This window comes from Oscillatoria sp. HE19RPO, from assembly GCF_024220515.1.
Taxonomy (GTDB): Bacteria; Cyanobacteriota; Cyanobacteriia; order Cyanobacteriales; family Laspinemataceae; genus Laspinema.
This window is the reverse complement of record NZ_JAMXOT010000096.1, coordinates 1-24,787: the sequence shown is the minus strand read 5'-3', so window position 1 is coordinate 24,787 and position 24,787 is coordinate 1. Positions and strand designations below refer to the sequence as shown.

Below are 24,787 nucleotides of genomic sequence, written 5' to 3'. Positions count from 1 at the left end.
TCACTAGCCTGAACTAACTATTAGCTTAATATAGATTGACCTAATTCTTTCTCAAGAGATTTTTAACTTTCCTGAACAACACCACTCGGCTGTTTTGAGTCCGGTTGGGGAACTCCAAAAAATAAAATCTCCAAAACGTTCGTATTGACGGATCAACGGAGTAGTCCCGTCAATGTAGGGGCGCAATGCTTGCGCCCCTACACATACCTTCCTTTTAGTTCAACGTTTGGAGGATTTATATTTTGCAATCTCCTTGGTGTTGTTGCTCTCTCCACCGATGTTAACCCGCTAAAATACTTAAACTCCCTTTATCCCCATTTAACTCAACCTTTACTCCTACCGGCAAGGCAGCATTTTCGCCATCATGTCCGAAGGGTAAATCTGAAACAATGGGAATGTCTAAATCTACTAGGCGATCGCGCAAGACTTCGCTAACAGTAAAACTGGATTTTGTGGCTAAGGTATCACATTGGCTAAATCTTCCTAATGCAATTCCCTTGATGCCCTTGAATGCACCCATCATCCGCCATTGAGTCAGCATCCGATCGATGCGATAGGGGGCTTCTCCTACATCCTCAAAGGCTAAAATTGCTCCCTCTAATAACGGTTGCGCGGGAGTGCCTAACAGGTGAGTAGCAACGGTGAGATTGGCGGGGAGTAAATATCCGGTGGCGGTGCCATTTCCCCATCCGTTGCCTTGGAGAGGGGGGATTGCTTTGCCTTCGACTAAATCAAATAACCGGGAAATGGTCCAATCCGGTTCAGCGGCGATCGTGGTGAGGAGGGGACCATGCACTCCTACGACTCCTGCTTTATTCAGACTCCATAACAAGCTGGTAATATCCGAAAATCCGATTACCCATTTGGGTGGGGTTGCTTCTGGGGTCCAGGTCCAATCTTCTAAAAGTCTGGCCCCTCCATATCCGCCTCGGACGCAGAGAATGGCGCGACAGTCTGGATCTTGCCATGCGATCGCCAGTTGTTGACGCCGATCGCGATCGGTCCCCGCCAAATATCCCCAAGAGTTGTCATAACCAGCAGTCAGTTCTACCCGATACCCGCGCGATCTCCAGATATCTAACCCCTTCTGAAATGCCGACTGCTCTCGTAGACCCCCACTGGGGGCAACGGCGCGCAACAAATCCCCGGGTTTTAATGCCGGTGGCACAATTCGATTCAAATTTAAACCCGCGATTTCCGATGCCATTGTGCGCTTCCTACTCCCTTATTTATTAATAATTTATCACCCTTAATAGGGTTGATTTACAAGTTGCCCTAAACGAGAAAATCCGCAAACTTTTACACCCTAAAAATATCATATACCCTGGTTTTTAATCCGCCCCCGTTCGAGCATTTGGCTTGAGCATCACGCCAATTCATTCCTCAGACTGTTCCTGGAAAATCAAGGGATTCTTTCCAGTTCCACCCCTTCCGAATCCAAGCCCAACTAGGGGATATCTTCTGGATAAGTTTCAGTAGGTGGAGACCAGTTTTGTAACGAAGAACGGGATTCAGAATTAGCACCGGGACGGAGGCGATTGAGTTGGGACAAAGCCCACTGTGCCGCTTCTCGGACCTCGGGATCGGAATCTTCTGAAGCATGGCGCAGGAGTTGACTGGTTTGGGAGACTAAATCATAGATCCGGGTTAAATCCCGAATCGCATTTTTACGCACTTCCGGATTGCTATCTTGCAGGGATAGAATCAAAGCGCGATTCATCGGTTGCAGAGTCCGGTTTCCGATTTCTGCCAAGGATGCTAAAATTAAACTGCGCTGCCGAGAATCGGAATCCATTAATAAATTAACTAAGGGTTGCACTGCCCGAGAGTCACCCTTTTGCCCGAGTTCCCAAATCGCTTTGCGTCGTTGAGTCGGGACTCGACTTTGCAACTCTTCGATTAAGGTTTCGATCGCATCAATTTTGGCAAGCTGAGGGGGTTCACTCCGGACTAACCCTTCTTCAGCAGAAGGAGGGGGAATTGCTGCTGATGGAGGGAGTTTTTGGGAAGGTTCTATCGCCCTGTCGTTGTAGCCATTCCCATGATGGGGTGGCACCGGGGAATTTTCAACTGAATCCCTCTTCTCTACAATCGGGGATTCCAACTCGGGTTTGGGGGCAGTTTCTGAAAACCGATCGGGCGGGTCCTTGAACCCTTCAGGGGCTTCGGGGATTTCCTCTCCATCCCCATCCTCATCGTCAACGGTTTCACCGGAATGGGTGAGCAAATAAAAGCCCCCCGCAAAGATTCCCGCAAAGGCAAGAGTCCCGAAACTCAGAATTAACAGCCAGAAAATGTCTTTTCGGGTGAAACGATTTCTGGGAGAGCGTTCAGTTCGGGGGGCGGGATTGGGTTCATTTTGGGCTAGTTCCAGGGTTTCCTGGGTGGGCCTCATCGGGGACTCCGGATTGAGGGAGAGTTTCCCAGTGGGGGCCGGGGTAGTTTGAGCTGGGGCGCGATCGCGAAGCGAGGGCAGATTTCCTGGAACTGGAGTTCGTAGAACCTCGCCCTGGTAGAGAGTTTGGGAGGTAACAGGGGTGGGGATTTGATGGATCAAACTCCCACCCTCGGCACCGGGAAAAATTCCCAAGCCGGTTAAAGTAGTAATGAGTAATAAAACGGGATGGTAGGCGATCATAATAGGGGTACAGATCCAACCAGTTGATCCAAAGAAAGCATGACACTAAGCTAACTTGCTTTCTGTTCCCAACGCGATGCGCTAAGAATACAATCCCTTTAATAGCACACCGGAATGATCGCAATTTTCAGCTACCCGGATGCCGATAGAATCAGTCAACCTGGGATAGCTTAACTTTCTGAATCTGAAACTCGAAGTTGAATGGGAATTTCAACCGGGTGACTTTCCGACCCTTTCAAAACGGGGATCGGTTCCGGTGAGGGAGTTTCGCCACTGGGGATGTAGCGAGTGGATGCACGGGAGGTTCTGAGTTTCGCGCTCAAAGTTGCGATCGCCCCAGTGGGGAGTTGTTCGCGCTGATTAATCAGGTAGATGCTGATCAGAGTGAGGATAACACCACTCCACTGTAACTCAGAGAGGGTTTCTGATAAAAATAGATTCCCGAAGAGGATGGCAAAAACTGGGGTCATAAAAGTTAGGGAACTCAGACTGGTGAGGTTCCCCGTGGAAGCAAAGTAGAAAAATAGACCATAGGCGATCGCCGATCCAAAAACCGTAGAGTAAGCCAATGCCATCCAGCCATTCCAGTCTAAATGCACCCACTGCTCAGATTCCGTGAGTCCCGAGAGCATCCACAAGGGCAAGCCCCCAATAATCATGTGCCAACCCGTAGCAACAACGGGATCGGCATAGCGACAGACAAATCTTACCATAACGGTACCGGCTGCCATTGACAGGGCCGCCAATAGCATTAACCATTCCCCACTCTGAAATAACCCCGAGAGGTGCAGGGGAGGCATCGCGAAGGACCCGTTAAACAAGCCCCAAATCCAGGCATCGGGTAAACCAATCAGACTAATCCCTAGAATACCCAGTCCCAACCCCAGGAAACCCCAGCCTCCAATGATTTCTCCAAACAACCCTGCACTCAACAGGGCCACGGCGAGGGGTTGGGAGTCAATCATCACCGACCCCAAACCTGCTCCAGTTTTGACTAATCCTTCCGCGAGAAACCCTTGGAAGAGGAACCCATCAACAGCAGCAAACAGGGAAATCCATAGCCATGCTTGCCATCCCCGGGGTTGAGGACGTCCGGCGATCGCGGCGACTGCCAACACCAACAGTCCCGCTGGAACTAACCGCACCCCCGCCATAAACAGGGGTGTGGTACTGGTGAGGGTTCCTTTCATCGCCACCATTGCCGTACCCCAGAGGAAAAATGGCGCAATCATTAATAGGGGCGTGAATGAGAATTTAGATTCGGTTAATTTGAGTTGCATAAGTTTTTATATTTGGATACCGTTCTTGCTCAGGCGATCGCAGTATTGGGCGCAAAAATTACTTTTATAACGGGATTGTAGCAAATTATGTAGTTTTGTTACAAATTTGAAACAAAACCAACCCCCGGTTAGAGTACCAAGGGGCAACGAGTCTTGCTGGACTTTATGCACAAATTAGATTAAATGTCAATCTTAAATGGGGAACTCAAAGATAAGGCAAACTAGAAAGGAGTGCCAAGACTACACAGAACCCTGACTGGAGACAGGCATCCTTATCCTGACCGGAATCGCTTTGGCAGTTTATTTTCCCGGGAGCATCTCAATTTTGGAAAGAGACCTAACCCCCCAGCCCCCTTCCCTAAGAGGGAAGGGGGAGAAAGACATTTATTCCCCCCTCCCCGCAATAAAAAATTTCTTTATTCTCCCTCTCCTCTTAGGAGAGGGCCGGGGAGAGGTGGGGAGGGGGGCACCGGGGGAGAGGTCCCCTCGGTTTTTAGGCAAAATTGAGACAGTCCCATTTTCCAGCTCAACTGATTTATCTTGCTTCGTGCTACTGAACTATGATTTGGCCTTTTCGGAAATTTCGGAAAAAAATTGCTCGTATTGAAATTAACGGTGCCATTAACGGGACAACCCGTAAAACTGTGCTTGCCGCCCTCAAAACCATAGAAGAGAGAAAATTTCCAGCCTTACTCTTACGGATTGATAGTCCCGGAGGGACCGTCGGGGACTCCCAGGAAATTTACAAAGCCCTAAAACGACTGAGCCAAACCGTTAAAATCGTGGCTAGTTTTGGGAATATTTCCGCATCCGGTGGGGTTTATATTGGCATGGGTGCGCCCCATATCGTCGCCAATCCGGGGACGATCACAGGGAGCATTGGGGTGATTCTCCGGGGAAATAACTTAGAACGACTGCTCGAAAAAGTCGGCGTTTCCTTCCAAGTGATTAAATCCGGACCTTACAAAGACATTTTGAGTTTTGACCGGGAACTGACGCCACCGGAACAAGAAATACTGCAACAAATGATCGACATCAGTTATCACCAGTTCGTCCAAACCATTGCCGATGAGCGCAATCTGAGTGTAGAGCAGGTGAAAAGTTTTGCCGATGGGCGGATTTTTACCGGAGAACAAGCGGTGGAATTAGGAGTCGTAGACCGATTAGGGACCGAGGAAGATGCCCGAATCTGGGCGGCAGAACTCGCGGGTCTTGACCCTAAAAAAACCGAGTGTTACACCTTGGAGGACCGCAAACCGCTCTTAAATCGGTTACTGGCGAGCACCCTGGGTTCGACGGGTGTCTTAGCCGGGCTCGATTGGTGTGAATTTGAGCTTTCTCATAATGGACAGCCTCTTTGGTTGTATCGACCATAAGGGGTCATTAGGGAACTCCAAAAAATAAAATCCCCAAAAAACCCGCAGGCTGAAGCCTGGAGGCTCACAGGACAAAGCCCGCCTGCGCGGGCTAACACAGTCTTGTTAGGTGCTTAACCATCGGGATTTGGATGATTTATTTGTTGGAACACCCTTAGTCCTTTGTCATTAGTCCTTTGTCAGTTGTCAGTTGTCAGTTGTCCTTTGTCAGTTGTCCTTTGTCAGTTGTCAAGGGACCAGTAACCAACGACCAACGACCAACGACCAACGACCAACGACCAACGACCAACGACCAACGACCAACGACCAACGACCAACGACCAATGACCAACGACCAACGACAAAACCACAAAAGGAGGATTTTTCGAGTGGAGTGGACAGTTAAGGCAATTCGTGGAGCAATTACAGCCTCGGACAATACCATTGAGGCGATTCGAGAGGCGGTGAATGAACTGCTTGACGAATTAGAAGCTCGAAATAAGCTGGATCCCGAGTTAATTATTAGTGCGACTTTTTCCGTGACGCGGGATTTGGATGCGATTTTCCCCGCTGCGATCGCCCGTCAACGACCCAACTGGGAAAATGTCCCGTTGTTGGATGTGCAGCATATGTACGTTCAGGGAGATTTAGAACGATGTATTCGATTTTTGATTCATGTCAACGTTGCCTCAGCCCATACAGAGATTTATCATCCCTATCTGCGTCATGCGAAAAATCTTAGACCGGATTTGAGTTTTACCTCCGTTGGGGAATGGTGAGGGGGACAGATTGCTCCTTAACGGGGGTTCGAGAGGATAAGAAAAGCCCGTCCTTACAAGGGTAGGTTTATTACGAACGGTCCCCTCCCCTTGGCAAGGGGAGGGGACCGGAGGTGCACTTACTCTGGGGACCGGAAGTGTATTCAAATCTGAGGTAAATCCCCTTGAACGTAAAAAACCTACACGGGTAAGGCCAAGAATAGCCCCTATCTCCTGGATCCGGTATGAGGGGCGATTGTTTTAAACTTTTTCGAGTTTGCGATCGCCACGATGCCGGTGATGAAAGCGAATCCCCAGAACCACATCGTACAGGAAACTCCAAAAGTCTTTTCCCTGGAAGATTCCCAGACACAGGGGCGATCCTTTGGCTTCTAAAAGGGGGCGGGTTTCCCGGTAAGCTCGCTGGTAGTAGTACCAGGGAATCGAGGGCCATAGATGGTGAATCAGATGGTAATTCTGTCCCAAGATGAGGATATTGAGAATGGGACTGGCATAAATTCGGGCATTTTTCCAGCGACTGCGTTCTTTAAAAGGACGATGGGGCAGATAATCAAAAAACAATCCCAGGGCCAACCCCACCACTAACGCCGGAGAAAACCAAAAATTGAGAATGTAGCCCAAAGAGTCATATTGGCAAGCCACATAGACAATAGTTGCTACAAACAAGCGGCTCAAAAACCATTCCAATAGCTCATATTTACGCCACAGTCGCCGTTTAAAGAAAAAGATCTCGTGATAAAAAAACCGCGCCGCAATCAGCCAGAGGGGACCGCCTGTGGACACAAAGTGGTCTGGGTCATTCTCCGGGTCATTGACATGGGCGTGATGCTGATGATGAACCCGCGTAAACACAGGGAAGGCAAATCCCAACATCAAGGCGCTGCCATGACCTAAGATGGCATTCATGAGGCGATCGCGGTGAGCCACATTATGGGAAGCATCGTGAATCACCGTCCCCGCCAGATGCAGGGCCAGAACATTCGTACAAAAGCAGCACCATTCGGGCCAGTCTAGCCGCCAGTATCCCAAAGTCGAGATCGCGATCAAGGCGAGTGCGCCAAAAAACATCAGCAGGGTCGGATTAAAGTCGCCGGGAGGTCCCAGTAACTCTTTCGGAACAGTTCGGGGCGGCATCGCCTCTGGCATCGTCGTCGTAACTCCTTTCAACAGATCCTCAAAAAATGTATGATAAGCATTCTTAAATATAAAGTTTTGTGAATCCCTGAGTCTAATCTTCGGGATTTCTATAAATATTATTTATAGGGACGAGACTCAATGGTCAATTAGCTGCAACTGTCTTTGAGGGTCCAACCAAAAAGGCAGTCGATCTAAGGACTGCTTTCATCTCTACCACTTTTTCGAGGATTATAGTTAGGAGTCTTTAGCAGCTAATTTTTTGATGAAACACTACCCTCATCAGCTAGGGACGTACTTCTACCCCCCCTTGGACGTTCATGCAATTGCGAAACTTTCTGCGTCGAACCAAAATAGTCGCCACCATAGGCCCTGCTACCAGTCAGCCGGACATCCTCCGAGAACTGATTGAAGCCGGTGCAACCACCCTGCGACTCAATTTCTCCCACGGGACTCACGAAGATCATCAGCGAAGCATTCGCCTGATTCGACAAACTTCCTTTGAACTCAATCAACCCGTGGGCATTCTCCAAGACCTCCAGGGACCTAAAATTCGCCTGGGCCAATTTGAGTCCGGGTCAATTTACCTGCAAAAAGGTGACCCGTTCATTTTGACCAGCAAATTCCTGTCTTGTAACCAAGAAATTGCCTGTGTCACCTATCCACCCCTGGCCGATGAAATTCCCGAAGGGGCCACCATCCTCCTGGATGATGGTCGCGTCGAAATGCGGGTGGAAAAGGTGGACCGCGTAACCCGACAACTCCACTGTCGCACGGTGGTCGGTGGCACCCTCTCCAACAATAAGGGGGTGAACTTCCCCGGAGTCTACCTGTCGATTAAAGCCCTCACGGAAAAAGACCGGGAAGATTTACTCTTTGGTCTGGATCAAGGGGTGGATTGGGTGGCCCTGAGCTTTGTGCGTAATCCCCAGGACATTCTCGAAATCAAAGAACTGATCTCTGCCAGTGGCAAGAACGTGCCGGTGATTGCCAAAATTGAAAAGCACGAAGCGGTGGAACAAATGGAAGCCATCCTGCCCTTATGCGATGGGATTATGGTGGCGCGGGGGGACCTGGGCGTAGAAATTCCCGCCGAGGAAGTCCCGATTGTCCAAAAACGCTTGATTGCCACCTGCAACCGTTTGGGGATTCCGGTGATTACGGCGACCCAAATGTTGGACAGTATGGTGCATAGCCCCCGGGCGACTCGGGCGGAAATTTCCGATGTGGCCAATGCTATCCTCGATGGTACGGATGCGGTGATGCTCTCTAATGAAACTGCTGTGGGCAAACATCCGATTGAGGCGGTGGCAACGATGGCCCGGATTGCCTGTCGCATTGAACACGATCAGGCGATCGGTCAGGGTTCTACTTACGATCGCAGTCGTTCGATTCCCAATGCCATTAGTCAAGCAGTAGTCAAAATTGCCGAACAACTGGATGCCGGGGCAATTATGACCCTGACTAAATCCGGGGCCACTGCCCGGAATGTCTCCAAGTTCCGGCCCCAAACCCCAATTCTGGCGGTGACCCCTCATGTGGATGTGGCCCGCCAGTTGCAATTGGTTTGGGGGGTTAAACCCTTGTTAGTGTTAGATTTACCCTCCACAGGACAAACCTTCCAGGCGGCGATTAATGTGGCCCTGGAAAAAGACCTCCTGCAAGAGGGGGATTTGGTGGTGATGACTGCTGGTACTCTGCAAGGGGTTTCGGGTTCGACGGACCTGGTTAAGGTGGAAGTGGTGACGGCGGTGCTCGGTAAGGGGATCGGTCTGGGTCAAGGTTCGGTGAGTGGTCGGGCGCGAGTGGCTCAGACGGCCCTGGATGTGGGCAATTTTGGCCCTGGGGAAATTTTGGTGGCCCCGCGTACCAATGCGGATTATATTGATGCGATTCGCAAAGCTTCGGGAATTGTCACGGAGGATGATAGTTTGACTTCTCATGCGGCGGTGATCGGGTTGCGGTTAGGCGTTCCGGTGATTGTTGGGGTCAAGAATGCCACGAAGTTGATTCGCGAAGGGGCTATTCTAACGATGGATATGGAACGCGGGTTGGTTTACTCCGGTGCGATTTCCCAAACTGATGCCGTGTTGACGACTTGATGAAAGGGGGTTTAGGGACTGGTGGAAGTCTGAAGGCGCAAGGGTGAACGGTGGGCTGATCGGAGGTTTCTTTTTTGGCCCGGTTAAAGTTGGCGGATCTTGATTTGTGCTGCTTCAGAAGGCCCGATCGCCTCGATGATTTCTGAATTGACGATGCGGTTGGGGTTGCGGGAACGGAGACGATCGCCTGGTTGAGATCGGCTACTGACTGACAAGGGGATCAAGATGTGCGATCGCCTCCGCACCCACTGCGGCCCGTCCTTGGGTTGTTTGAGTTTCAAAACCCATTAAACTAGCGGCGATTGATGACGATCTCCGAGGGTAATTTTTTGAAAAAAATACTTAAAAAATCGGATATATCCCCAGCAACTGCACCAATATGAGGTATAGATAAATAAGCCTGCTAAAAATTAAATATCGATACAGCAATGCCCAAACAGCAGTTTAATCTCAATCTCTCAACCAGCTTGATGAATGCGATGAGTCACAAGGCCAAAGCAAACGGGATTAGCCTAGAGGACCTCGCGCTATCGGCTATTTCCGAGTATGTCGGCTATACGCCTTTAGCGCCCAAAGCTGCTCTCGATAAGCGGTTGGTGGTGATGGAAACTAGGATTGCCAAGCTGGAGGCATCCTTGGGGGAATCAGTCGCCTGACTGGTATTCCCACCAGTCAGGCACTCCCTCCCCTTACCCAACTGCAATTGGCTAGACGCTTTGGGATCAACCCCTCTAGTGTTTCCCGCCAAAAAAACAAGCCCAATTTCTGCGATTGGACTCGGGATAAAGATCCCGATGGGGTCAGTTGGCTCCATAAAAAGGGTAAGTTTTACCCGCAAGTGTAAAGCAAGGTGAGAAGGAATTCAGGAGATCGGTTTGAGACTACTCATTAGGGCAATAAAGGCGCGATTTGGATCGCGCTTTTATTTTGGGGTCATAACGGGTAAGTCGATATGGGACGGGTAGATGGCGTTCCGATGCAGGGTTAAGATAGCGTTTCCTTGGGCGGGATATCGGGCAAAGGTGTCGGCATCATGACCGGCGATCGCCACGCGCAGGCGATGCCCTTTCTGAATCAGGACGGAGGTGGGTAATAAGTCAAAGGACAGTTCCATGACTTCCCCTGGTTGCTGGGGTTGTCCATCTTGCCGTTCAAAGGAATGGTAAGGTCCAAAGACGGCATAAGGGGGGGTCTCAGAAGAAATCTGCCGATGCAGCGATCGCAATTGTCCTTCGGTCACATATAGCACTTCTCCCTGTTCATTAATATCTTCCAAATATACATAAAAGGCCCCATCATTGACGGTAGAACTCACATAAAGTGTAATTACAGGATGACCTGTAATTTCCATCGCTTCTGCCAGGGGTGTGCTTGTATAAATTGCTAATTTTTGGTCTTCCCTAGCGCGGTCATTATATATCACATCTTTCCCCCCAGCTTTGGTATGCCAGCGGTTTTGGGTGCCAGTGGTAGCCTCGAAGTTTACCGCATATTCATCGGTCCCTGCTTCAGTTTGGGGTACAACTTGAGTCAAACCATTGTCCTGGCTGAAATACCAGGATTGGGAGACAATGCCTTGAGGCGGCCAAACGGGGGTAGTCTTCCATTGGTCTTCTACCATTGTGTAATAGCGGATTTCTCGGGTAATGGGCGGGCGACTGCTATCGGGTTTCAGATAGGTATCAAAAAACTCTAACAATTCTTCGATTTGTTCATAGAGGGGCGGGTCCGGAGACAGATCTGGCGGTTGATAGGGACTGGCATCTTCCGTCCCGCCATGATTCCAGGCCCCGATGACGACTTTTTGGGGATTGCGATAGGTGAGAAATCGACTGAGTGCACCATTGGCAGTTCCCGCATCTAACCAACTGGCAATACTAAATATAGGAACTTGGGATTGAGAAATTTCTTCTTGAAAGTGGTAGGGGCTAAAGGCTGGGAGAGTTACGCCGGTTGTGCCATAGCGATCGTCGCGATAGGTGATGGTTTGGGCGGCTTTATATACATCTAAGTTGGCGGTGCGATCGCGCAGTGCTTCCGCTTGCAGGGTCCCATCGCGATCGGCATCGACAGGTTTTGCCCCGGTAATCACAACTTTTAGGGCATCACAAATTGCCCCTTCTAGTTCTTCCATTAAACAGACAAAATCGCGATCGTTAGCATCTAATCGGCGATTGTTTTCACTCCAACGCTGGACAAACCATTCATTAAAAATACCGCCAGGAAAGGCGAGTTGCGTGTAAGGGTCAAAGTCATTAAATCGAGGGGCGATCGCCTGGACTGCGGGATGATTTAATCGCCCTAAAAATTCCGTGGCATTCCCACCATAAGAGGTTCCATAACTGCCAACTTTGCCATTGGACCAAGGTTGGGCAATAATCCAATCGACGATTTCTCCATAGTCTTGAATTTCATCCGGGGACCAAGGATAGATTTGAGTCCCGAAGGAGGAACCCGTCCCCCTGGAATCGACTAAAACTAACGCATAACCGGCATTATTTGCCAGTTGTGCCTCGGGATAGTTCGGGTCAAATTCGGGAAAATAGCCCATAATTCCCAGCGATCGCCAGTAGCGGTCCATCCGCATCAGGGTGGGGATTTGTTCATCCGGGTTTAATTGTTTGGGCAACCAGATATCAATGGCAATTTTGACGCCATCGCGCATGGTTACATACAATGCTTGGTTGGTGGGGTAACGGGATGAATCCAGATTTTCTACACCGACGACTCCGGATAAGGGAGAGACTTTTGCCCAGGTTTCTCCTCCGGGTTCCAGTCCAAAAATTAGGCTAAAAATAAGGGCAAGGGTGAAGAGGAGGGGGCGATACCATCTGGGTTTCCACCGTCTCCAGTGAGTGTTCATAAAGGGCTATTTTTATAGACTGCACTGTTTCTATTTTAAACGGGAGTTTTGATTCCGGTGAGGCGGTAGTTTTGGGGGGATTCAAGGGGAAAATTTAGGCAGGAGGGACTCAGAAACTGAATGCCTGAGACGGATGTTCTTTGGAGGCGATCGCCACCGATGCCGGATGAGATGGATGGACTCAATTTGGGGGATGGACAAGGTATCCCACCCACAATATCCCCCCTCATGCCTTTTCTCTCTGCGGCAGCATCAACCGGGAGTTACTCTCCAGAAAAATTTGTCACTTTGCCCCAAGTCAGCTATAAACTAAATAAATTCACTCCCTAGGGCAAGGGTACAGTTTTAGACCCCAGGGACAAGAAACCGGGTTTTTGTTCAGATGGGTTGCTAAACCGTAAACAGTTGGTCAACAAACCCGGTTTCTAACCGCTACAGTACCCAAGTCAGGACTTGCGGATTCTTTCAGAATCAACCCTAAATGTAGGGGCGATTCGAGAATCGCCTGTACATTTAGGCGTTGATGCGTCACGCCTCGAAGTCCTAAGAAGTGTTTTCCTCGGAATACCCAAATCCATGCTGAAATTATCTGGAACTCCAAATGTTAAACAATAAAAAGCAAATATTCGGCTGGGTGATGTATGACTGGGCAAATTCTGCCTACGTTACGACAGTATTGGTTGCTTTATTGCCACCTTACTTTGCTGCTGTTGTCGTTCCCCCAGAAGGCGTAAATATAGGCGGGGCCTATTTCACGGCTGAGTCAATTTGGGCTTTAATGATTAGTTCATCTGCCTTTATTGTGTTTATTTTTGCACCAATTTTAGGAGCAATTTCCGATTTTTCTGCGTCAAAGAAGCGATTTTTGACCTTGTTTTGCTATGGGGGAAGTTTAGCGACAGTTGCCCTGGTCTTTTCGAGTTCTGGGGATATCTTGCAGACAATGATATTGTTTGTGATTGCTCAAATTTGTTTTGTGGGGTCGAATATTTTTTATGATGCCTTTCTGCCGCAAATTGCTTCAGATGACCAAATCGATTGGGTTTCGGGAAAAGGGTTTGCTTTTGGTTATGTGGGAGGGGGACTGCAACTCGCCCTTTCTTTGGGATTGGTGACGGGACATGATGTTATTGGGATTTCCCAGGAACTTGCCGTCCGACTGGCGATCGCAATGGCAGGGTTATGGTGGGGTGGATTTGCGATTATTACCTTTTTAAATGTGCAAGAAGAACCCCCAGTGGAATCTTTACCTGCGGCGTATCAACATTTGCCCAAATGGAGGGCTTATACTGAAGTCGGACTCATCAGAATTCTGGTCACCCTCCGTAAAGTTAAGCAGTTTAAACACTTGTTATTATTTCTGATTGCCTATTTGCTCTACAACAATGGTATCCAAACCGTTATGGCGATGGCAACCATCTACGGACAGCAAGAAATTGGTCTAGGAACCACCACCTTGATGGTGACGTTATTATTCATTCAATTTGTCAGTGTTTTTGGGGCATTAAGCTTTAGTAAGTTAGCCAAAAAAATAACAGCAAAAAAAGCATTGATGGTGAGTTTAGTCGGCTGGTGTCTGGTGATTGTTTACGCCTATTTTTTGACCAATGCGACAGAATATTTTATCTTGGGCGGAATTGTCGGTCTTGTGCAGGGGGGGTCTCAAGCCCTTAGTCGTTCATTTTATGGGGGAATGATTCCCATTCATGCCTCAGCGGAGTTTTATGGATTTTACTCGGTTTTTAACAAAGGTTCGGCGATTTTAGGACCGTTAACTTTTGCGGCGATCGGGCTAATTACCGGCAGCAACCGTCTCGCTATTTTAGGGGTGATTATCTTCTTTATTTCGGGACTCATTTTGTTAGCTTGTGTGGATGTAGACCGGGCAAAAGATGCTAGAAATTCGGTGGAATTTAGTCAGCATTAGATGGGTTGGCCCCGCACCCTAAAGGGTGGGGCTATACGGACGTTAGCGAAGCCATGCCCCTTGGGCTATAGCCCGCCTGCGCGGGCTAAGAGAGAAGACTGGATTTGACATCAACAGGAGTTATGGAATATTTAACATAATCCACAAATGTAGAGGCGATTCGCGAATCGCCTGTACGGTTTGCGGTTTAGAAATGCGTAAATCTTGCCTAAATGCTATACTGACCCGGGTAAAACTCTCAATTTTGATACCCTAGGAACCGTTAACAATTGCATCCCTATGAACATTGACCCGATTTTAAAGAATGATTGGCATCCGGTGGCGGCAGTGCGTGATTTACCAGCGGAAACTATCACCCCGGTGCGCTTATTTGGAGAAGAATTGCTGCTGTGGCAGTCGGGCGATCGCATCATGGCATGGCAAGATATTTGTCCCCACCGAGGTGCGCGACTCTCTCTGGGCAAAGTTTGCGGAAATACCCTCGTTTGTCCCTATCACGGACTCGCCTATAATCCCGAGGGTCAATGCGTTTTAATTCCCGCCTATTCTACCCCCAAACCCCCTCCCAATATGCGGGTTAAAGCCTATTCCTGTGTCGAACGATATGGGTTAGTTTGGGTAAATTTAGGTGAAACCGAAGCAGCACTCTCCTCAGATAACATTCCCCCGTTTTTAGAGTGGGAGGATGCCAACTTTAGAAAATTTTTATGCGGTCCATTTCGGTATGAATCCAGTGGGTTGCGGGCGATGGAAAATTTTATTGATGTCTCCCATTTCCCCTTTGTCCATGATGGATTTCTCGGGGATGCCAATCATACCGAAGTAGCAGACTATGAAGTAAAAACCGATAGCGAAGGCATCAGTTTAAACAACCTCAAGGTGTGGCAACCGGACCCCGATGGAACTGGCGTTGGCGGTGAAGTGACTTACAATTATCGCATCTGGCGTCCTTTAACTGCATCTTTTGCTAAAGCAGCACAAGGGGGAAAGTTAGGATTATTTTTTACCATTACCCCCTTAGAGGAAGAGATGTGTTTAGGGTGGATGTGGATTGCCATGAATTACGGACAGGATATTCCCGAGGAAGATTTGCGGCAGTTTCAAGAAACCGTAGTTCAGCAGGATATACCCATTGTAGAATCCCAACGTCCCAAACGGTTGCCTCTGGATTTAGCAGCAGAGGTGCATTTAGCTTGCGATCAATCGGCGATCGCCTACCGCAAATGGCTCAAACGCTTAGGCGTTACTTATGGTACCGTATAAATCAGAATCGGGATGCAGCATTGCCGCATCCCGACTCTGGGGAAATTATACCAAATCCGGTTGTCTCTATTCAATTTTATGGAAGAGCCCGCGCAGGCGGGCTTTGTTCCTGTAGCCCCACGCTTGACGCTGCGGGGTTTTTTCCAGGTAAATTATACAAAATCCGGTTGTAACCCGTCGATTTTATGGAAGAGCCCGCGCAGGCGGGCTTTGTTCCTGTAGCCCCAGGCTTGACGCTGCGGGGTTTTTATAGACTTTGACAACCGGAATCCGTATTACACTCAAAGTGAGGCAATGACCCCAGGCCCAACTATGGAGTGGCAACTAAGTAAGGAGAGGGAATCGCTTCTGCTTTGCCCGCATTCACCAACGCTTGATAGACAAAGGCAGCGACTTCCGCGCGAGTTGCTTCCCGATTCGGATTGAACTGACCAATTTGGGGATAGTTTACCACCAATTGATTTTCCGTTGCCCCGGCTACTGCTGTCAAGGCATAGTCTGGAATTTGTGCCGCATCATTGTACCGTGAGAGGGTAGCAGTATCATTACTGCGTAATCCCAATCCACTGACTAAAGCAACGATCGCCTGGACTTTAGGAATTTCTTGGTTAGGACGGAATACACCTTCGGGATACCCTGCCAGGAATCCGCCTCGGTATGCCATAGAAATCGCATCGGCACCCCAGAAACTGCTGGTGACATCCCGAAACGCCATTCCCTGCCGTTGTGCTGCTGGTGCAAATGCTTTGGCAACGATCGCCGCAAATTGGGCGCGAGTTACAGGTTCGTTGGGTTTAAATGTGCCATCGGGGAATCCGGCAATAATCCCTTTTTTGGTCAAAGCGCTGATATACGCTTGCGCCCAATGTCCTTCTACATCCTGAAAGGCGATTTGCACATCGGCAGGAACAAAGTTGATCGAACCAATAATGCGATCGCGGTCAATATCATTCCCCACCGCCTGAATCAATTCCGAAGACACACTATATAAAGCATGGCGTCCATTATTGCGGATGCGGTTCTGTCCCTCACTGGATACCGTCCCCAGGTCCGGACGCGCCGAAGAGATGACCACAATCCCATCCCGTTCATTGCCCTCGATCGCATTCTCCCGTAAGACAGGGGTTGCAGAATTGGAAATCACCATCCCATCAATATTCTGGGAAATCGTATTCCCAATCACGAACACCGAGGAAGTTCCCCCGACTGCCAAACCAAATCCGGTATTCTGGAAAATGTTCCCGCGAACTTCACCCCCAGCTTCCCGGGCGATGGAAATCCCGTTTGCCTCGTTCTCAATAAACACGTTATTTTCAATTTTCGGGGAGGCATTGCCGGTGACAAAAATCCCATCCCGACGACTATTTTTGAACGTGCTATTCCGAACCACAGCATTGGTGGATTCAATCCATAACCCGGTGCCACTAGCATTCGGGTTCGTAATCGTTACCCCTTCAATTGTGCTAGTATTAGCAGCATTCACCGTCACATTTTGACTAGCAAAGGTGCGACTCAGATAAGTGCCACCGCCAATAATCAGCACCCCTTGTCCTTTGTTGCTGCTATTTCCGCGCAGAGTCACTCCAGATTTCACCGGAAGGGGAAACGATTCGCCGGTATCTTTACTATAAGTTCCGGAAGCTAACTGAATCACCGTCCCTGTTTGAGCTTTCTGCAACGCATAAGTGATGGTGCGATACGCTGCTGCTTCACTGGTTCCAGCATTAGTATCCCGTCCCAGTTGAGGATTGACATAGAGGACATTACTGGTGGCAGCAGCAATGGGAGTCTGGCCAGTTCTCACTTGAGCAATCGTGGGAAGTACCGTTGCGGCCCCGGTACAGAGTAATAAGGCAGCTAAACTGGCGGGAAGAGAGGCGATGGCGCGACGAGATTTAGATTTATTGTTCATAACCTTAGAAGATTGAGAGGTAGAATATTGACGTTTCATCAGGGAGTGTTATACCGAATCTGGTTGTAAGCAGTCGGTTTTCGCTTCTAGCCTGCGGAGGCAGGCTTTGTCCGTATAGCCCCACCCTTGAGGGTGCGGGTTTTGACCGATGACAACCGGATTCCGTATTACTCCGAACGTCCATTTATTTTTCACACTCTCAATCTATTCACCCTCTCCCCAGTACGGAAACCCGATTGGGTCACTCTTTTAACTGACTCCTATACAGCAAATTGCGCCAATTTCCCCAGAAAGTGCAGACTGTCTGGGGATGCATCCCGAGGATAATTTATATTTAGACAGAGAATAAAGGTAAACCGTAGGACAGTCCAGCAAGTGGTATAGCGATCGCCTGTCATCATACCCTAGAGGTTTCAGGGTATTACCCAACCCCTCCTCTGGACAAAATCCCTATTCTATGACATTTTATTACCCAATGCGACGCAAGCAATCAGGAGCGATCGCCAGAGTCAGTATAAGTCAGCGTTGCCACAATGTCCCGGAGGCGATCGCGCAAATTGCTGTATGCCACCTCATCCAACACCGGGAATGAGTCTGCCGTGGCGACTGCCTCGGTTAGCTGTATCCATGACTTACATCCGCCATACGCCTCACAGTAAGCAATTTCTCGCGGTTCAGCAAGACGATAGGTCCGCAACAGCAACAGATACAGGGGTTGACGGGGTTTCCACTGGAGGCGATCGCCCACAAAGCGATCGTTCCAAATGTGATACGGTAGCAACGCCGACTGCACAGATGCGGCTATTTCCTCCGTTTCCACGGCGATCGGCCACAAATCGGTAATACTCGCCCAACTGCCAATCCGCACCCGTTCTGGATGCCATCCCGACGCCACTGGGGTGACATTCGAGCCATAGTCCGCCTTCAGCAACTCAGGTTTTTGATGCTCAAACGTCGGATACAGCAACACCTCCGACTCCGGAACCTGGAAGCGACCCCCCACTTCCCGAATCCCGCCTTTGCGGAGTAACAGGATAGTCTCCCCTCGTTCTAACGCTTCCACCGCAGTCGCCCATTCCTTCAAAGCAGCCGTTAATTCCATGTAATCACCCCTATTGAGACGAATCGTTAAAATAAGACAGACCACCGTAAAAAGTAGTCTTCATTCTAGTTTAAGAGGTCAACATGGAAACGAGAACATTAGGCAAATCCGAGTTAAAAATTACCCCCATCATTATCGGAACCTGGCAAGCGGGGAAAAAGATGTGGGTAGGCATCGAAGATAATGATATCATCCAAGCCCTGCGCGCTGCCTATCACGCCGGAATTACCACCTTTGATACAGCAGAAGCGTATGGAGATGGATATTCCGAACAAATCGTCGCCTCCGCCCTGTCTGATGTGAGAGAGAATGTCATTTATGCCACCAAAGTTTTCTCAACTCATCTCAAACATGACCAAGTAATGGAAGCTTGCGATCGCTCCTTAAAAAACCTCAAAACCGACTATATCGACCTCTATCAAATTCACTGGCCTTCTGGAACCTATGGAAGTGAAACCGTTCCCATTGCCGAAACAATGGGAGCAATGGTCAAACTGAAAGAACAAGGCAAAATTCGGGCAGTCGGTGTCTCCAACTTTAACCGCACCCAACTGGAAGAAGCGGCACAATATGGACAGATTGATAGTTTGCAACCTCCCTATTCTTTATTCTGGCGAAAAATCGAAAACGACCAAATGCCCTACTGTGTTGAAAACAACATTTCAATTATCTCCTATTCTTCCCTCGCCCAGGGACTTTTAACCGGCAAATTTGGACCGGATCATAAATTTGCCGAAGGTGACCATCGCTCTAAAAATAAACTCTTTGCCGATAAGGAGAATTATGCGCGAGTTCAAGAAGCCTTAGAGAAACTCCGACCCATTGCCAGTCGCCATGATTGTACCTTAGCCCAACTCTCCTTAGCCTGGTTAATTGCTCAACCCCAAACCTGTGCCATTGTCGGCGCAAGAAACGAGCAACAAGCCACGGATAATGCCAAAGCAGCCGATGTGAAATTATCCCCAGAAGAGGTCAAAGAAATTGATGCGATCGGGCGTATTGTCACCGATAAACTCGATGAAAATCAAGTGATGTGGAACTTCTAAAAACCCGTTGATAAACCACTCATTATCCTCGTGACGTGGCTCTTATCCTCGTGACGTGGCTCTGCCGCGTCACGCATTCTTGGCGGCTCTGCCGCCTGTACCTCTGTGTGGTAAAGAGTTGAAGCTGTGACAGGTAAAATAGGTAGATTAAGCCCTTGCTTTGGGACTGGAGGCAGAGCCTCCAAAGCAGCGTGACGCGGCAGAGCCACGTCACGAGGAAAACTTACAATTTTAGGGTTGTTCACAATTAATAAATGCCGGTCAAAATACTATTTCTTAATTTTACAAATTTACATAAATTAATAAAATATCTTGCTTAAACATGATTTAATATAAATAGAAATATTCCCACAATAAAATATGGCACAAGCAGACATTAGTAGCAAGAGACTAATCGCCCTCGCCCCGGATGGATGGGTGAAATGGGTCACCAAAACACCCGATATGGTAGCCCAAACCCTCCTCGATTCCGAATTCCAATGGATTAGTCGAGATACCGACACCCTAATCAAAGCCTATAGCCCAACAACTGGAGAAATTCTCGCCCTCAACGAATTCCAATTTCGTCCCCATCCGCGAATGCCGCGCAGGATTCGCGCCTATGCTGGACTCGCGGAAGAAAAATATAATATCCGCGTCTATCCAGTCCTGATCAATATTTTCCCCCCCGAAGGAAACACCCCCATTCTGGACCACTATGAATCCGAAGTCCTAGGACTAAAGGCAAGACAAGACTATCGGGTGATTAATCTCTGGGAAACCGATGTAGAAATCGCCTTTGAACCCAATCTCCGGGGATTATTGCCCTTAGCACCCGTCATGAAAGGCGGCGCAAGCGAAACTATATTACGCCGTGCCTCCCTCCGTCTCGAAGATGAAGAACGCGCCGAAGATTTACAACGATTGTTGGGAATTTTTGCTACATTTGTATTAGGAACCAATCTGGTGGAGCAAGTTATGGACTTAGAAAGACAAGCATTACTGGAATCTCCCTGGGGCCAAGCTATTTTAGAGCAAGGAGCAGAACGAGGAGAGCAGCGAGGACTAGAGAAAGGACGAGAAGAAGGAGAGCAGCGAGGACGAGAGCAAGAAGCAGTCCGAATTCTACATCGCCAACTCCGGCTTCGGTTTGGAGAAGTACCGGAGTTGGTAGAAACAACTCTGCCACGGTTGAATGTGGAGCAATTAGAGGAGTTAAGCGATCGCCTGATTGAAGTGAATTCCTTAGATGAATTTATAGCAGCTTTGCCTCCCCTAACCGAGGAGTAGTTGATAGAGCAGTAGAGCGTTAAATCTCCGGCGTCCTACTGCAAAAAAAACACAGGAATTACGCATATTTTGAGAATCTACCCTAAATAATGTAGAGGCGATTCCCGAATCACCTCTACATTATTTAGGTTTTGATATTGCGTAAGTTCTGGGAATTTTTGCTACAGTTGTATTCCGAACCAATCGGGTGGAGCAAGTTATGGACTTAGAACACCAAGCATTACTGGAATCTCCCTGGGGTCAATCCATTTTAGAGGAAGGAGAACGGATCGGAGAGCAGCGAGGACGAGAAGAAGGAGGACGGAGGTTTATCCAGCGCCTGCTCCGGCGTCGGTTTGGAGAAGTACCGGAGTTGGTAGAAACAACTCTGCAACGGTTGAATATGGAGCAATTAGAGGAGTTAGGGGAGTGCCTGATTGAAGTGAATTCCTTAGATGAATTTATGGCAGCTTTGCCTCCGCTAACCGAGGAATAGTTGATAGCGCAGCACCATTCTCAACACCGGCGGGGGTTCAAACGATTGGCGGCCTAACAGCTAAAGTCGTCTAAAGACGACTGAAAGTCTTATCCAGTGGGATGTTTAGTCGGTTTTAACTGACATCTTGCACCATTCTCAACACCGGCGGGGGTTCAAACGATTGGCGGCCTTGTAGGGGCGCTTCGCGAAGCGCCACTACAGGCGGGGGTTTGAACCCCCGCCGGTTGTTGCAACTACTACATTATTTAGGGTGGATTGGACTGGCGATTCTCGAATCGCGGCTACATTTCGGGTTGATTCTCAACATCTGGGTAAGTCTTGAACCAGAAACCGGGTTTCTACCATAACTTTTGCCACCTCACCCAAATTGTCGCAAGAAACCCGGTTTCTCAACCTGCTGGAAGGGAACCAGAAGGGAAATCCTGCCCTTGACAAATTAAGCGGGTTCCACCGGAGAGGAAATTCTCCTGCTTTTCCCACCCTGCCGAAAAATGTCACGAATGTAACCCTCTGCTGAGAAAACGCCAATTATAATAGAAGCAATATTCTTCTAACTTTGAGGGGAACCTCCGTAAGGGGGTTTATCCTGGTAGCTAATGACCCACACTCGCTCCCATAAACTCTTTGCCACCGTTGCTCTCACCGTCCTCTCCTGGACCTCAACCCTGCTGCTGACAACCCCCGCCACCGCCGAAACCCCCACGGACGCGGAAATTGCCCCACTCATTGAGCAATTAAAAGTGGCGGATGAATTCACCCGGGAGGATCGCGTAGCGGCATTAGCAGAAGTTGGTGTACCTGCTGTCCCTGCCTTAATCAAAGCCTTAGAGTCCGATAATTTTCTCATCCGTCAGGGTGCAGTTGAGGCATTGAGGAGAATTGGTGATCCTGCGGTTCCAGACTTACTGAAAGCCTTGGAGTCGGACTCCCCTCGAGTGCGAGGGATAACGGCTACAGTTCTAAAGACTACGAGGCATAGGAATCTGGATTCTGTTGGCCCTGCCTTGCTTAAGTTACTACTACAAGACCCAGATCCCCGAGTCCGGCGCATTGCTGCCGCCTCGTTTCCCTTGCCGAGCCGCTGGTTAAGCATTCCGGAAGAAGAAGGTTTATACCAACTCATAAAAGATTCTGTTCCCGAGTTGAGAGCATCTCTGAAAAATGACTCTGAGGGCCAAGTGCGAAGCATTGCGGCTGCAGCGCTGGGGAGAAGTGGTACGGATGCCAAAATAGCAGTTCCCGATTTGGTAAATGCCCTCCAAAATGACTCAGAGTCATGGGTACGACGCAGTGCAGCTGAGGCGCTCGGGAGTATGGGTGCGGATGCCGAAGCGGTAGCTCCCGACTTGGTAAAAGCCCTCCAACATGACTCAGATTCATTCGTGCGTCTCAGTGCAGCGGAGGCGCTGAGGAGTATGGGTGCGGATGCCGAAGCAGCGGTTCCTGACTTGGTAAAGGCCCTCCAACATGACTCAGATTCATCGGTGCGTGACAATGCAGCGAAGGTGCTGGGAAGTATCGGTGTGGATGCCAAAGCAGCGGTTCCCGACTTGGTAAATGCCCTCCAACATGACTCAAGTTTATGGGTGCGTTTCACTGCAGCGGAGGCGTTGAGGAGTATGGGTGCGGATGCCGAAGCGGTAGTTCCCGATTTGCTAAAAGCCCTCCAAAATGACTCAGATTCATTTATACGTTTCAATGCAGCGAAGGTGCTGGGAAGTATCGGTGCAGATGCCAAAGCAGCGGTTCCCGGCTTGGTAAACGCCCTCCAAAATGACTCAAATTCATCGGTGCGTCTCAGTGCAGCGCAGGCGTTGGGAAGTATCGGTGCGGATGCCAAAGCAGCGGTTCCCGACTTGGTAAAGGCCCTCCAAAATGACTCAAATTCATCGGTGCGTCTCAGTGCAGCGGAGGCGCTGGTGTCGATCGCCCTTAGCGTTCAGGAACAGGCAACAACCCTCTCGCCAGCCGAGTTAGATCGAGCCATCTTGGATTTGTCTGCCGCTTTAAAAATTATCCAATGGGCTAATCCTGCATTATCAAACCCGGATATCTCTACTCTGCGCCTCTCCCTTAACGCGCTCCAAGCGCAGAAAAACGCGCATTTTTCAAATTGGAGTCGCCAAAATAAATGGTTGGCGGGAGGACTGTTTTATCTGGTGTTCTTCCCCTCTCTGTGGTCGATGCTGTTCTGGTTGTGTCCCCGGTTGTTGGTGGCGATTAATGACGCTCTGAAACCCTACGAATTTAAATTCCCCGAATCCTGGGGGGGTGCGCCGGTGAAGATTCGGGATTGGACCTTTTTTAGTTGGTTTTATGATCGCCCTCGGGTGATGGATGCCTGGGTGACTGCTCACATCAGCACTGTCCGAGAGGAATTTAAAACCATAGAAACCGTCCAGGAACGTCGCACCTATATCAATATCCCCGTTATCCTCGATGGCAATACCCTCCCGGACCTCACCTCGGAGAGTCTGCGTCCCCTGTTCGATCGCCAACGCGCCTGTCTGCTGATTGTCGGGGAAGGCGGTTCGGGCAAAACGAGCATCGCCTGTCAAATCGCACTTTGGGCCATCGAAGAAACTCCCCAACATCGGCTCGCTCCCCATCTCACCATTCCCATTTTAATCGAAGAAGAACTCACCCCCCGACTCACTGCCACCCCTCACCCGTTGCGGGAAACCATTCGCCGCCAACTCCAGGACCTCACGGGAAAAGCGGAGCCCATTTCTGATGAATTGCTGGCCAATTTACTCAAACATCGGCGGATTCTGGTCATCTTAGACCACATTTCTGAAATGAGCGAAGCCACCCGCCAGCAAATCCAACAGGAATCATTGGATATCAATGCTTTGGTGATTACTTCGCGACTGGAAGAACCGCTGAATCGCACGACTCAGTGCCGCATTAAACCCCTTCGCATCGCTGGAAATCGGCTGTCTTCGTTTATGGAAGCGTACCTCAATCAACGGGGGAAGCGGGGTTTATTCACGGATAAGGAATTTTTCAACGCCTGCATTCAACTCTCGGATATGGTGGGGACGAGAGACATTACGGTATTACTGGCAAAGTTATATGCTGAACAGTTAATTTCGGCAAAGGAAGGGTATCAATCGGCAGATTTGCCGGAGAATATCCCGGATTTAATGTTGTCCTATTTAAACGAATTGAATCGGGATGTCACGGAAGATAAACTCGCCGATCGCACTCTGCACCAAGATGCTAAAGCGATCGCCTGGGAATGTCTGAAAGAGCGCTATCGTCCCGCCAGTGCTCACATTAAAGATGCGATCGCCGCTTTAAAGATACCGGATGCAGACCAACGTTTGCATTATCTGGAATCCAAGTTGCGTCTGCTACAAACTGTTGGGGTTGGTAAAGAAAACCTGCGGTTTGCCCTGGACCCGGTGGCGGAATATTTAGCGGGTTTGTATTTGGTGGATTTGTATAAAACTGACTCCCAGAAATGGCAAGATTTCTTTAAAACCGCTGATGCTCAATCCGGTGCACCGGATGCGATTAAAGGCTTTCTGTTGGCGGTGAGGGATTGTTATTTGGCTAAAATTCCTGGGGCGAAGGATAACGATTTTGTGCCGAAAGAAATTGGCGATCGCACGATGACGCCATCGGCACCCCCGC

Annotated in this window: 20 protein-coding genes; 11 read left to right on the top strand and 9 right to left on the bottom strand. The window is 49.3% G+C overall.

Going from position 1 to position 24,787, the window contains the following annotated elements:
- Nucleotides 1-280 precede the first annotated feature (280 nt).
- The 3 genes from NG833_RS09495 to NG833_RS09485 form a co-directional block, all read right to left on the bottom strand.
- Nucleotides 281-1,207 (bottom strand): LD-carboxypeptidase, encoded by a 927-nt coding sequence (locus tag NG833_RS09495; RefSeq protein ID WP_254565049.1) that lies wholly within the window; start codon nucleotides 1,205-1,207, stop codon nucleotides 281-283.
- A 240-nt stretch (nucleotides 1,208-1,447) separates the two neighbouring features.
- The gene (locus tag NG833_RS09490; protein WP_254565048.1) at nucleotides 1,448-2,638 is read right to left on the bottom strand and encodes a HEAT repeat domain-containing protein; all 1,191 of its coding nucleotides are present in this window, start codon (nucleotides 2,636-2,638) and stop codon (nucleotides 1,448-1,450) included.
- A 170-nt stretch (nucleotides 2,639-2,808) separates the two neighbouring features.
- Nucleotides 2,809-3,918, bottom strand: coding sequence for a DMT family transporter (locus NG833_RS09485; RefSeq protein WP_254565047.1), 1,110 nt, complete (start codon nucleotides 3,916-3,918; stop codon nucleotides 2,809-2,811).
- A 560-nt stretch (nucleotides 3,919-4,478) separates the two neighbouring features.
- On the opposite strand from NG833_RS09485, the gene sppA reads away from it, so the two are divergent.
- Nucleotides 4,479-5,294, top strand: coding sequence for a signal peptide peptidase SppA (gene sppA, locus NG833_RS09480; protein ID WP_254565046.1), 816 nt, complete (start codon nucleotides 4,479-4,481; stop codon nucleotides 5,292-5,294).
- Nucleotides 5,295-5,662: 368 nt separating this feature from the next.
- Entirely contained in the window at nucleotides 5,663-6,052 is a 390-nt protein-coding gene (gene aroH / locus NG833_RS09475; RefSeq protein ID WP_254565045.1) for a chorismate mutase, read from the top strand.
- A gap of 240 nt (nucleotides 6,053-6,292) precedes the next feature.
- Here aroH and crtR read toward each other — a convergent pair whose 3' ends face one another.
- The gene (gene crtR / locus NG833_RS09470; RefSeq protein WP_254565054.1) at nucleotides 6,293-7,198 is read right to left on the bottom strand and encodes a beta-carotene hydroxylase; all 906 of its coding nucleotides are present in this window, start codon (nucleotides 7,196-7,198) and stop codon (nucleotides 6,293-6,295) included.
- Between the two features lie 308 nt (nucleotides 7,199-7,506).
- Here crtR and pyk point away from each other — a divergent pair, with 308 nt between their 5' ends.
- Complete coding sequence (gene pyk / locus NG833_RS09465; RefSeq protein WP_254565044.1) at nucleotides 7,507-9,288, top strand: pyruvate kinase; 1,782 nt, start codon at nucleotides 7,507-7,509, stop codon at nucleotides 9,286-9,288.
- A gap of 83 nt (nucleotides 9,289-9,371) precedes the next feature.
- Here the strand turns inward: pyk and NG833_RS09460 are convergent, their stop codons facing one another.
- Nucleotides 9,372-9,569 carry a hypothetical protein gene (locus NG833_RS09460; protein ID WP_254565043.1) on the bottom strand — a complete coding sequence of 66 codons (198 nt, stop codon included), beginning with the start codon at nucleotides 9,567-9,569 and terminating at the stop codon, nucleotides 9,372-9,374.
- 147 nt (nucleotides 9,570-9,716) lie between these two features.
- On the opposite strand from NG833_RS09460, the gene NG833_RS09455 reads away from it, so the two are divergent.
- On the top strand, nucleotides 9,717-9,944 hold the full coding sequence (locus NG833_RS09455) for a hypothetical protein (RefSeq protein ID WP_254565042.1): 228 nt from the start codon (nucleotides 9,717-9,719) through the stop codon (nucleotides 9,942-9,944).
- 266 nt (nucleotides 9,945-10,210) lie between these two features.
- On the opposite strand, the gene NG833_RS09450 is transcribed toward NG833_RS09455, so the two are convergent.
- Complete coding sequence (locus tag NG833_RS09450) at nucleotides 10,211-12,151, bottom strand: CocE/NonD family hydrolase (protein WP_254565041.1); 1,941 nt, start codon at nucleotides 12,149-12,151, stop codon at nucleotides 10,211-10,213.
- A 120-nt stretch (nucleotides 12,152-12,271) separates the two neighbouring features.
- Here NG833_RS09450 and NG833_RS09445 point away from each other — a divergent pair, with 120 nt between their 5' ends.
- The 3 genes from NG833_RS09445 (at nucleotide 12,272) to NG833_RS09435 (ending at nucleotide 15,341) form a co-directional block, all read left to right on the top strand.
- Nucleotides 12,272-12,481 carry a hypothetical protein gene (locus NG833_RS09445; protein ID WP_254565040.1) on the top strand — a complete coding sequence of 70 codons (210 nt, stop codon included), beginning with the start codon at nucleotides 12,272-12,274 and terminating at the stop codon, nucleotides 12,479-12,481.
- A gap of 271 nt (nucleotides 12,482-12,752) precedes the next feature.
- Nucleotides 12,753-14,078, top strand: coding sequence for an MFS transporter (locus NG833_RS09440; protein WP_254565039.1), 1,326 nt, complete (start codon nucleotides 12,753-12,755; stop codon nucleotides 14,076-14,078).
- Nucleotides 14,079-14,357: 279 nt separating this feature from the next.
- On the top strand, nucleotides 14,358-15,341 hold the full coding sequence (locus NG833_RS09435; protein WP_254565038.1) for an aromatic ring-hydroxylating dioxygenase subunit alpha: 984 nt from the start codon (nucleotides 14,358-14,360) through the stop codon (nucleotides 15,339-15,341).
- Between the two features lie 310 nt (nucleotides 15,342-15,651).
- On the opposite strand, the gene NG833_RS09430 is transcribed toward NG833_RS09435, so the two are convergent.
- From NG833_RS09430 to NG833_RS09420, 3 genes are all read right to left on the bottom strand, one after another.
- The gene (locus tag NG833_RS09430) at nucleotides 15,652-17,253 is read right to left on the bottom strand and encodes a DUF1565 domain-containing protein (protein ID WP_254565037.1); all 1,602 of its coding nucleotides are present in this window, start codon (nucleotides 17,251-17,253) and stop codon (nucleotides 15,652-15,654) included.
- Between the two features lie 249 nt (nucleotides 17,254-17,502).
- Entirely contained in the window at nucleotides 17,503-17,682 is a 180-nt protein-coding gene (locus NG833_RS09425) for a hypothetical protein (protein ID WP_254565036.1), read from the bottom strand.
- Nucleotides 17,683-17,743: 61 nt separating this feature from the next.
- The gene (locus NG833_RS09420; protein ID WP_254565035.1) at nucleotides 17,744-18,355 is read right to left on the bottom strand and encodes a DUF1802 family protein; all 612 of its coding nucleotides are present in this window, start codon (nucleotides 18,353-18,355) and stop codon (nucleotides 17,744-17,746) included.
- 83 nt (nucleotides 18,356-18,438) lie between these two features.
- Here NG833_RS09420 and NG833_RS09415 point away from each other — a divergent pair, with 83 nt between their 5' ends.
- From NG833_RS09415 to NG833_RS09400, 4 genes are all read left to right on the top strand, one after another.
- Nucleotides 18,439-19,401 carry an aldo/keto reductase gene (locus NG833_RS09415; protein ID WP_254565034.1) on the top strand — a complete coding sequence of 321 codons (963 nt, stop codon included), beginning with the start codon at nucleotides 18,439-18,441 and terminating at the stop codon, nucleotides 19,399-19,401.
- 360 nt (nucleotides 19,402-19,761) lie between these two features.
- A complete protein-coding gene (locus NG833_RS09410; RefSeq protein WP_254565033.1) occupies nucleotides 19,762-20,670 on the top strand; it encodes a DUF4351 domain-containing protein in 909 nt (302 codons plus the stop codon).
- 199 nt (nucleotides 20,671-20,869) lie between these two features.
- Nucleotides 20,870-21,145 carry a DUF4351 domain-containing protein gene (locus tag NG833_RS09405; protein ID WP_254565032.1) on the top strand — a complete coding sequence of 92 codons (276 nt, stop codon included), beginning with the start codon at nucleotides 20,870-20,872 and terminating at the stop codon, nucleotides 21,143-21,145.
- 599 nt (nucleotides 21,146-21,744) lie between these two features.
- Nucleotides 21,745-24,787: HEAT repeat domain-containing protein (locus NG833_RS09400; protein ID WP_254565031.1), on the top strand; the 3,043-nt coding region annotated here is incomplete at its 3' end.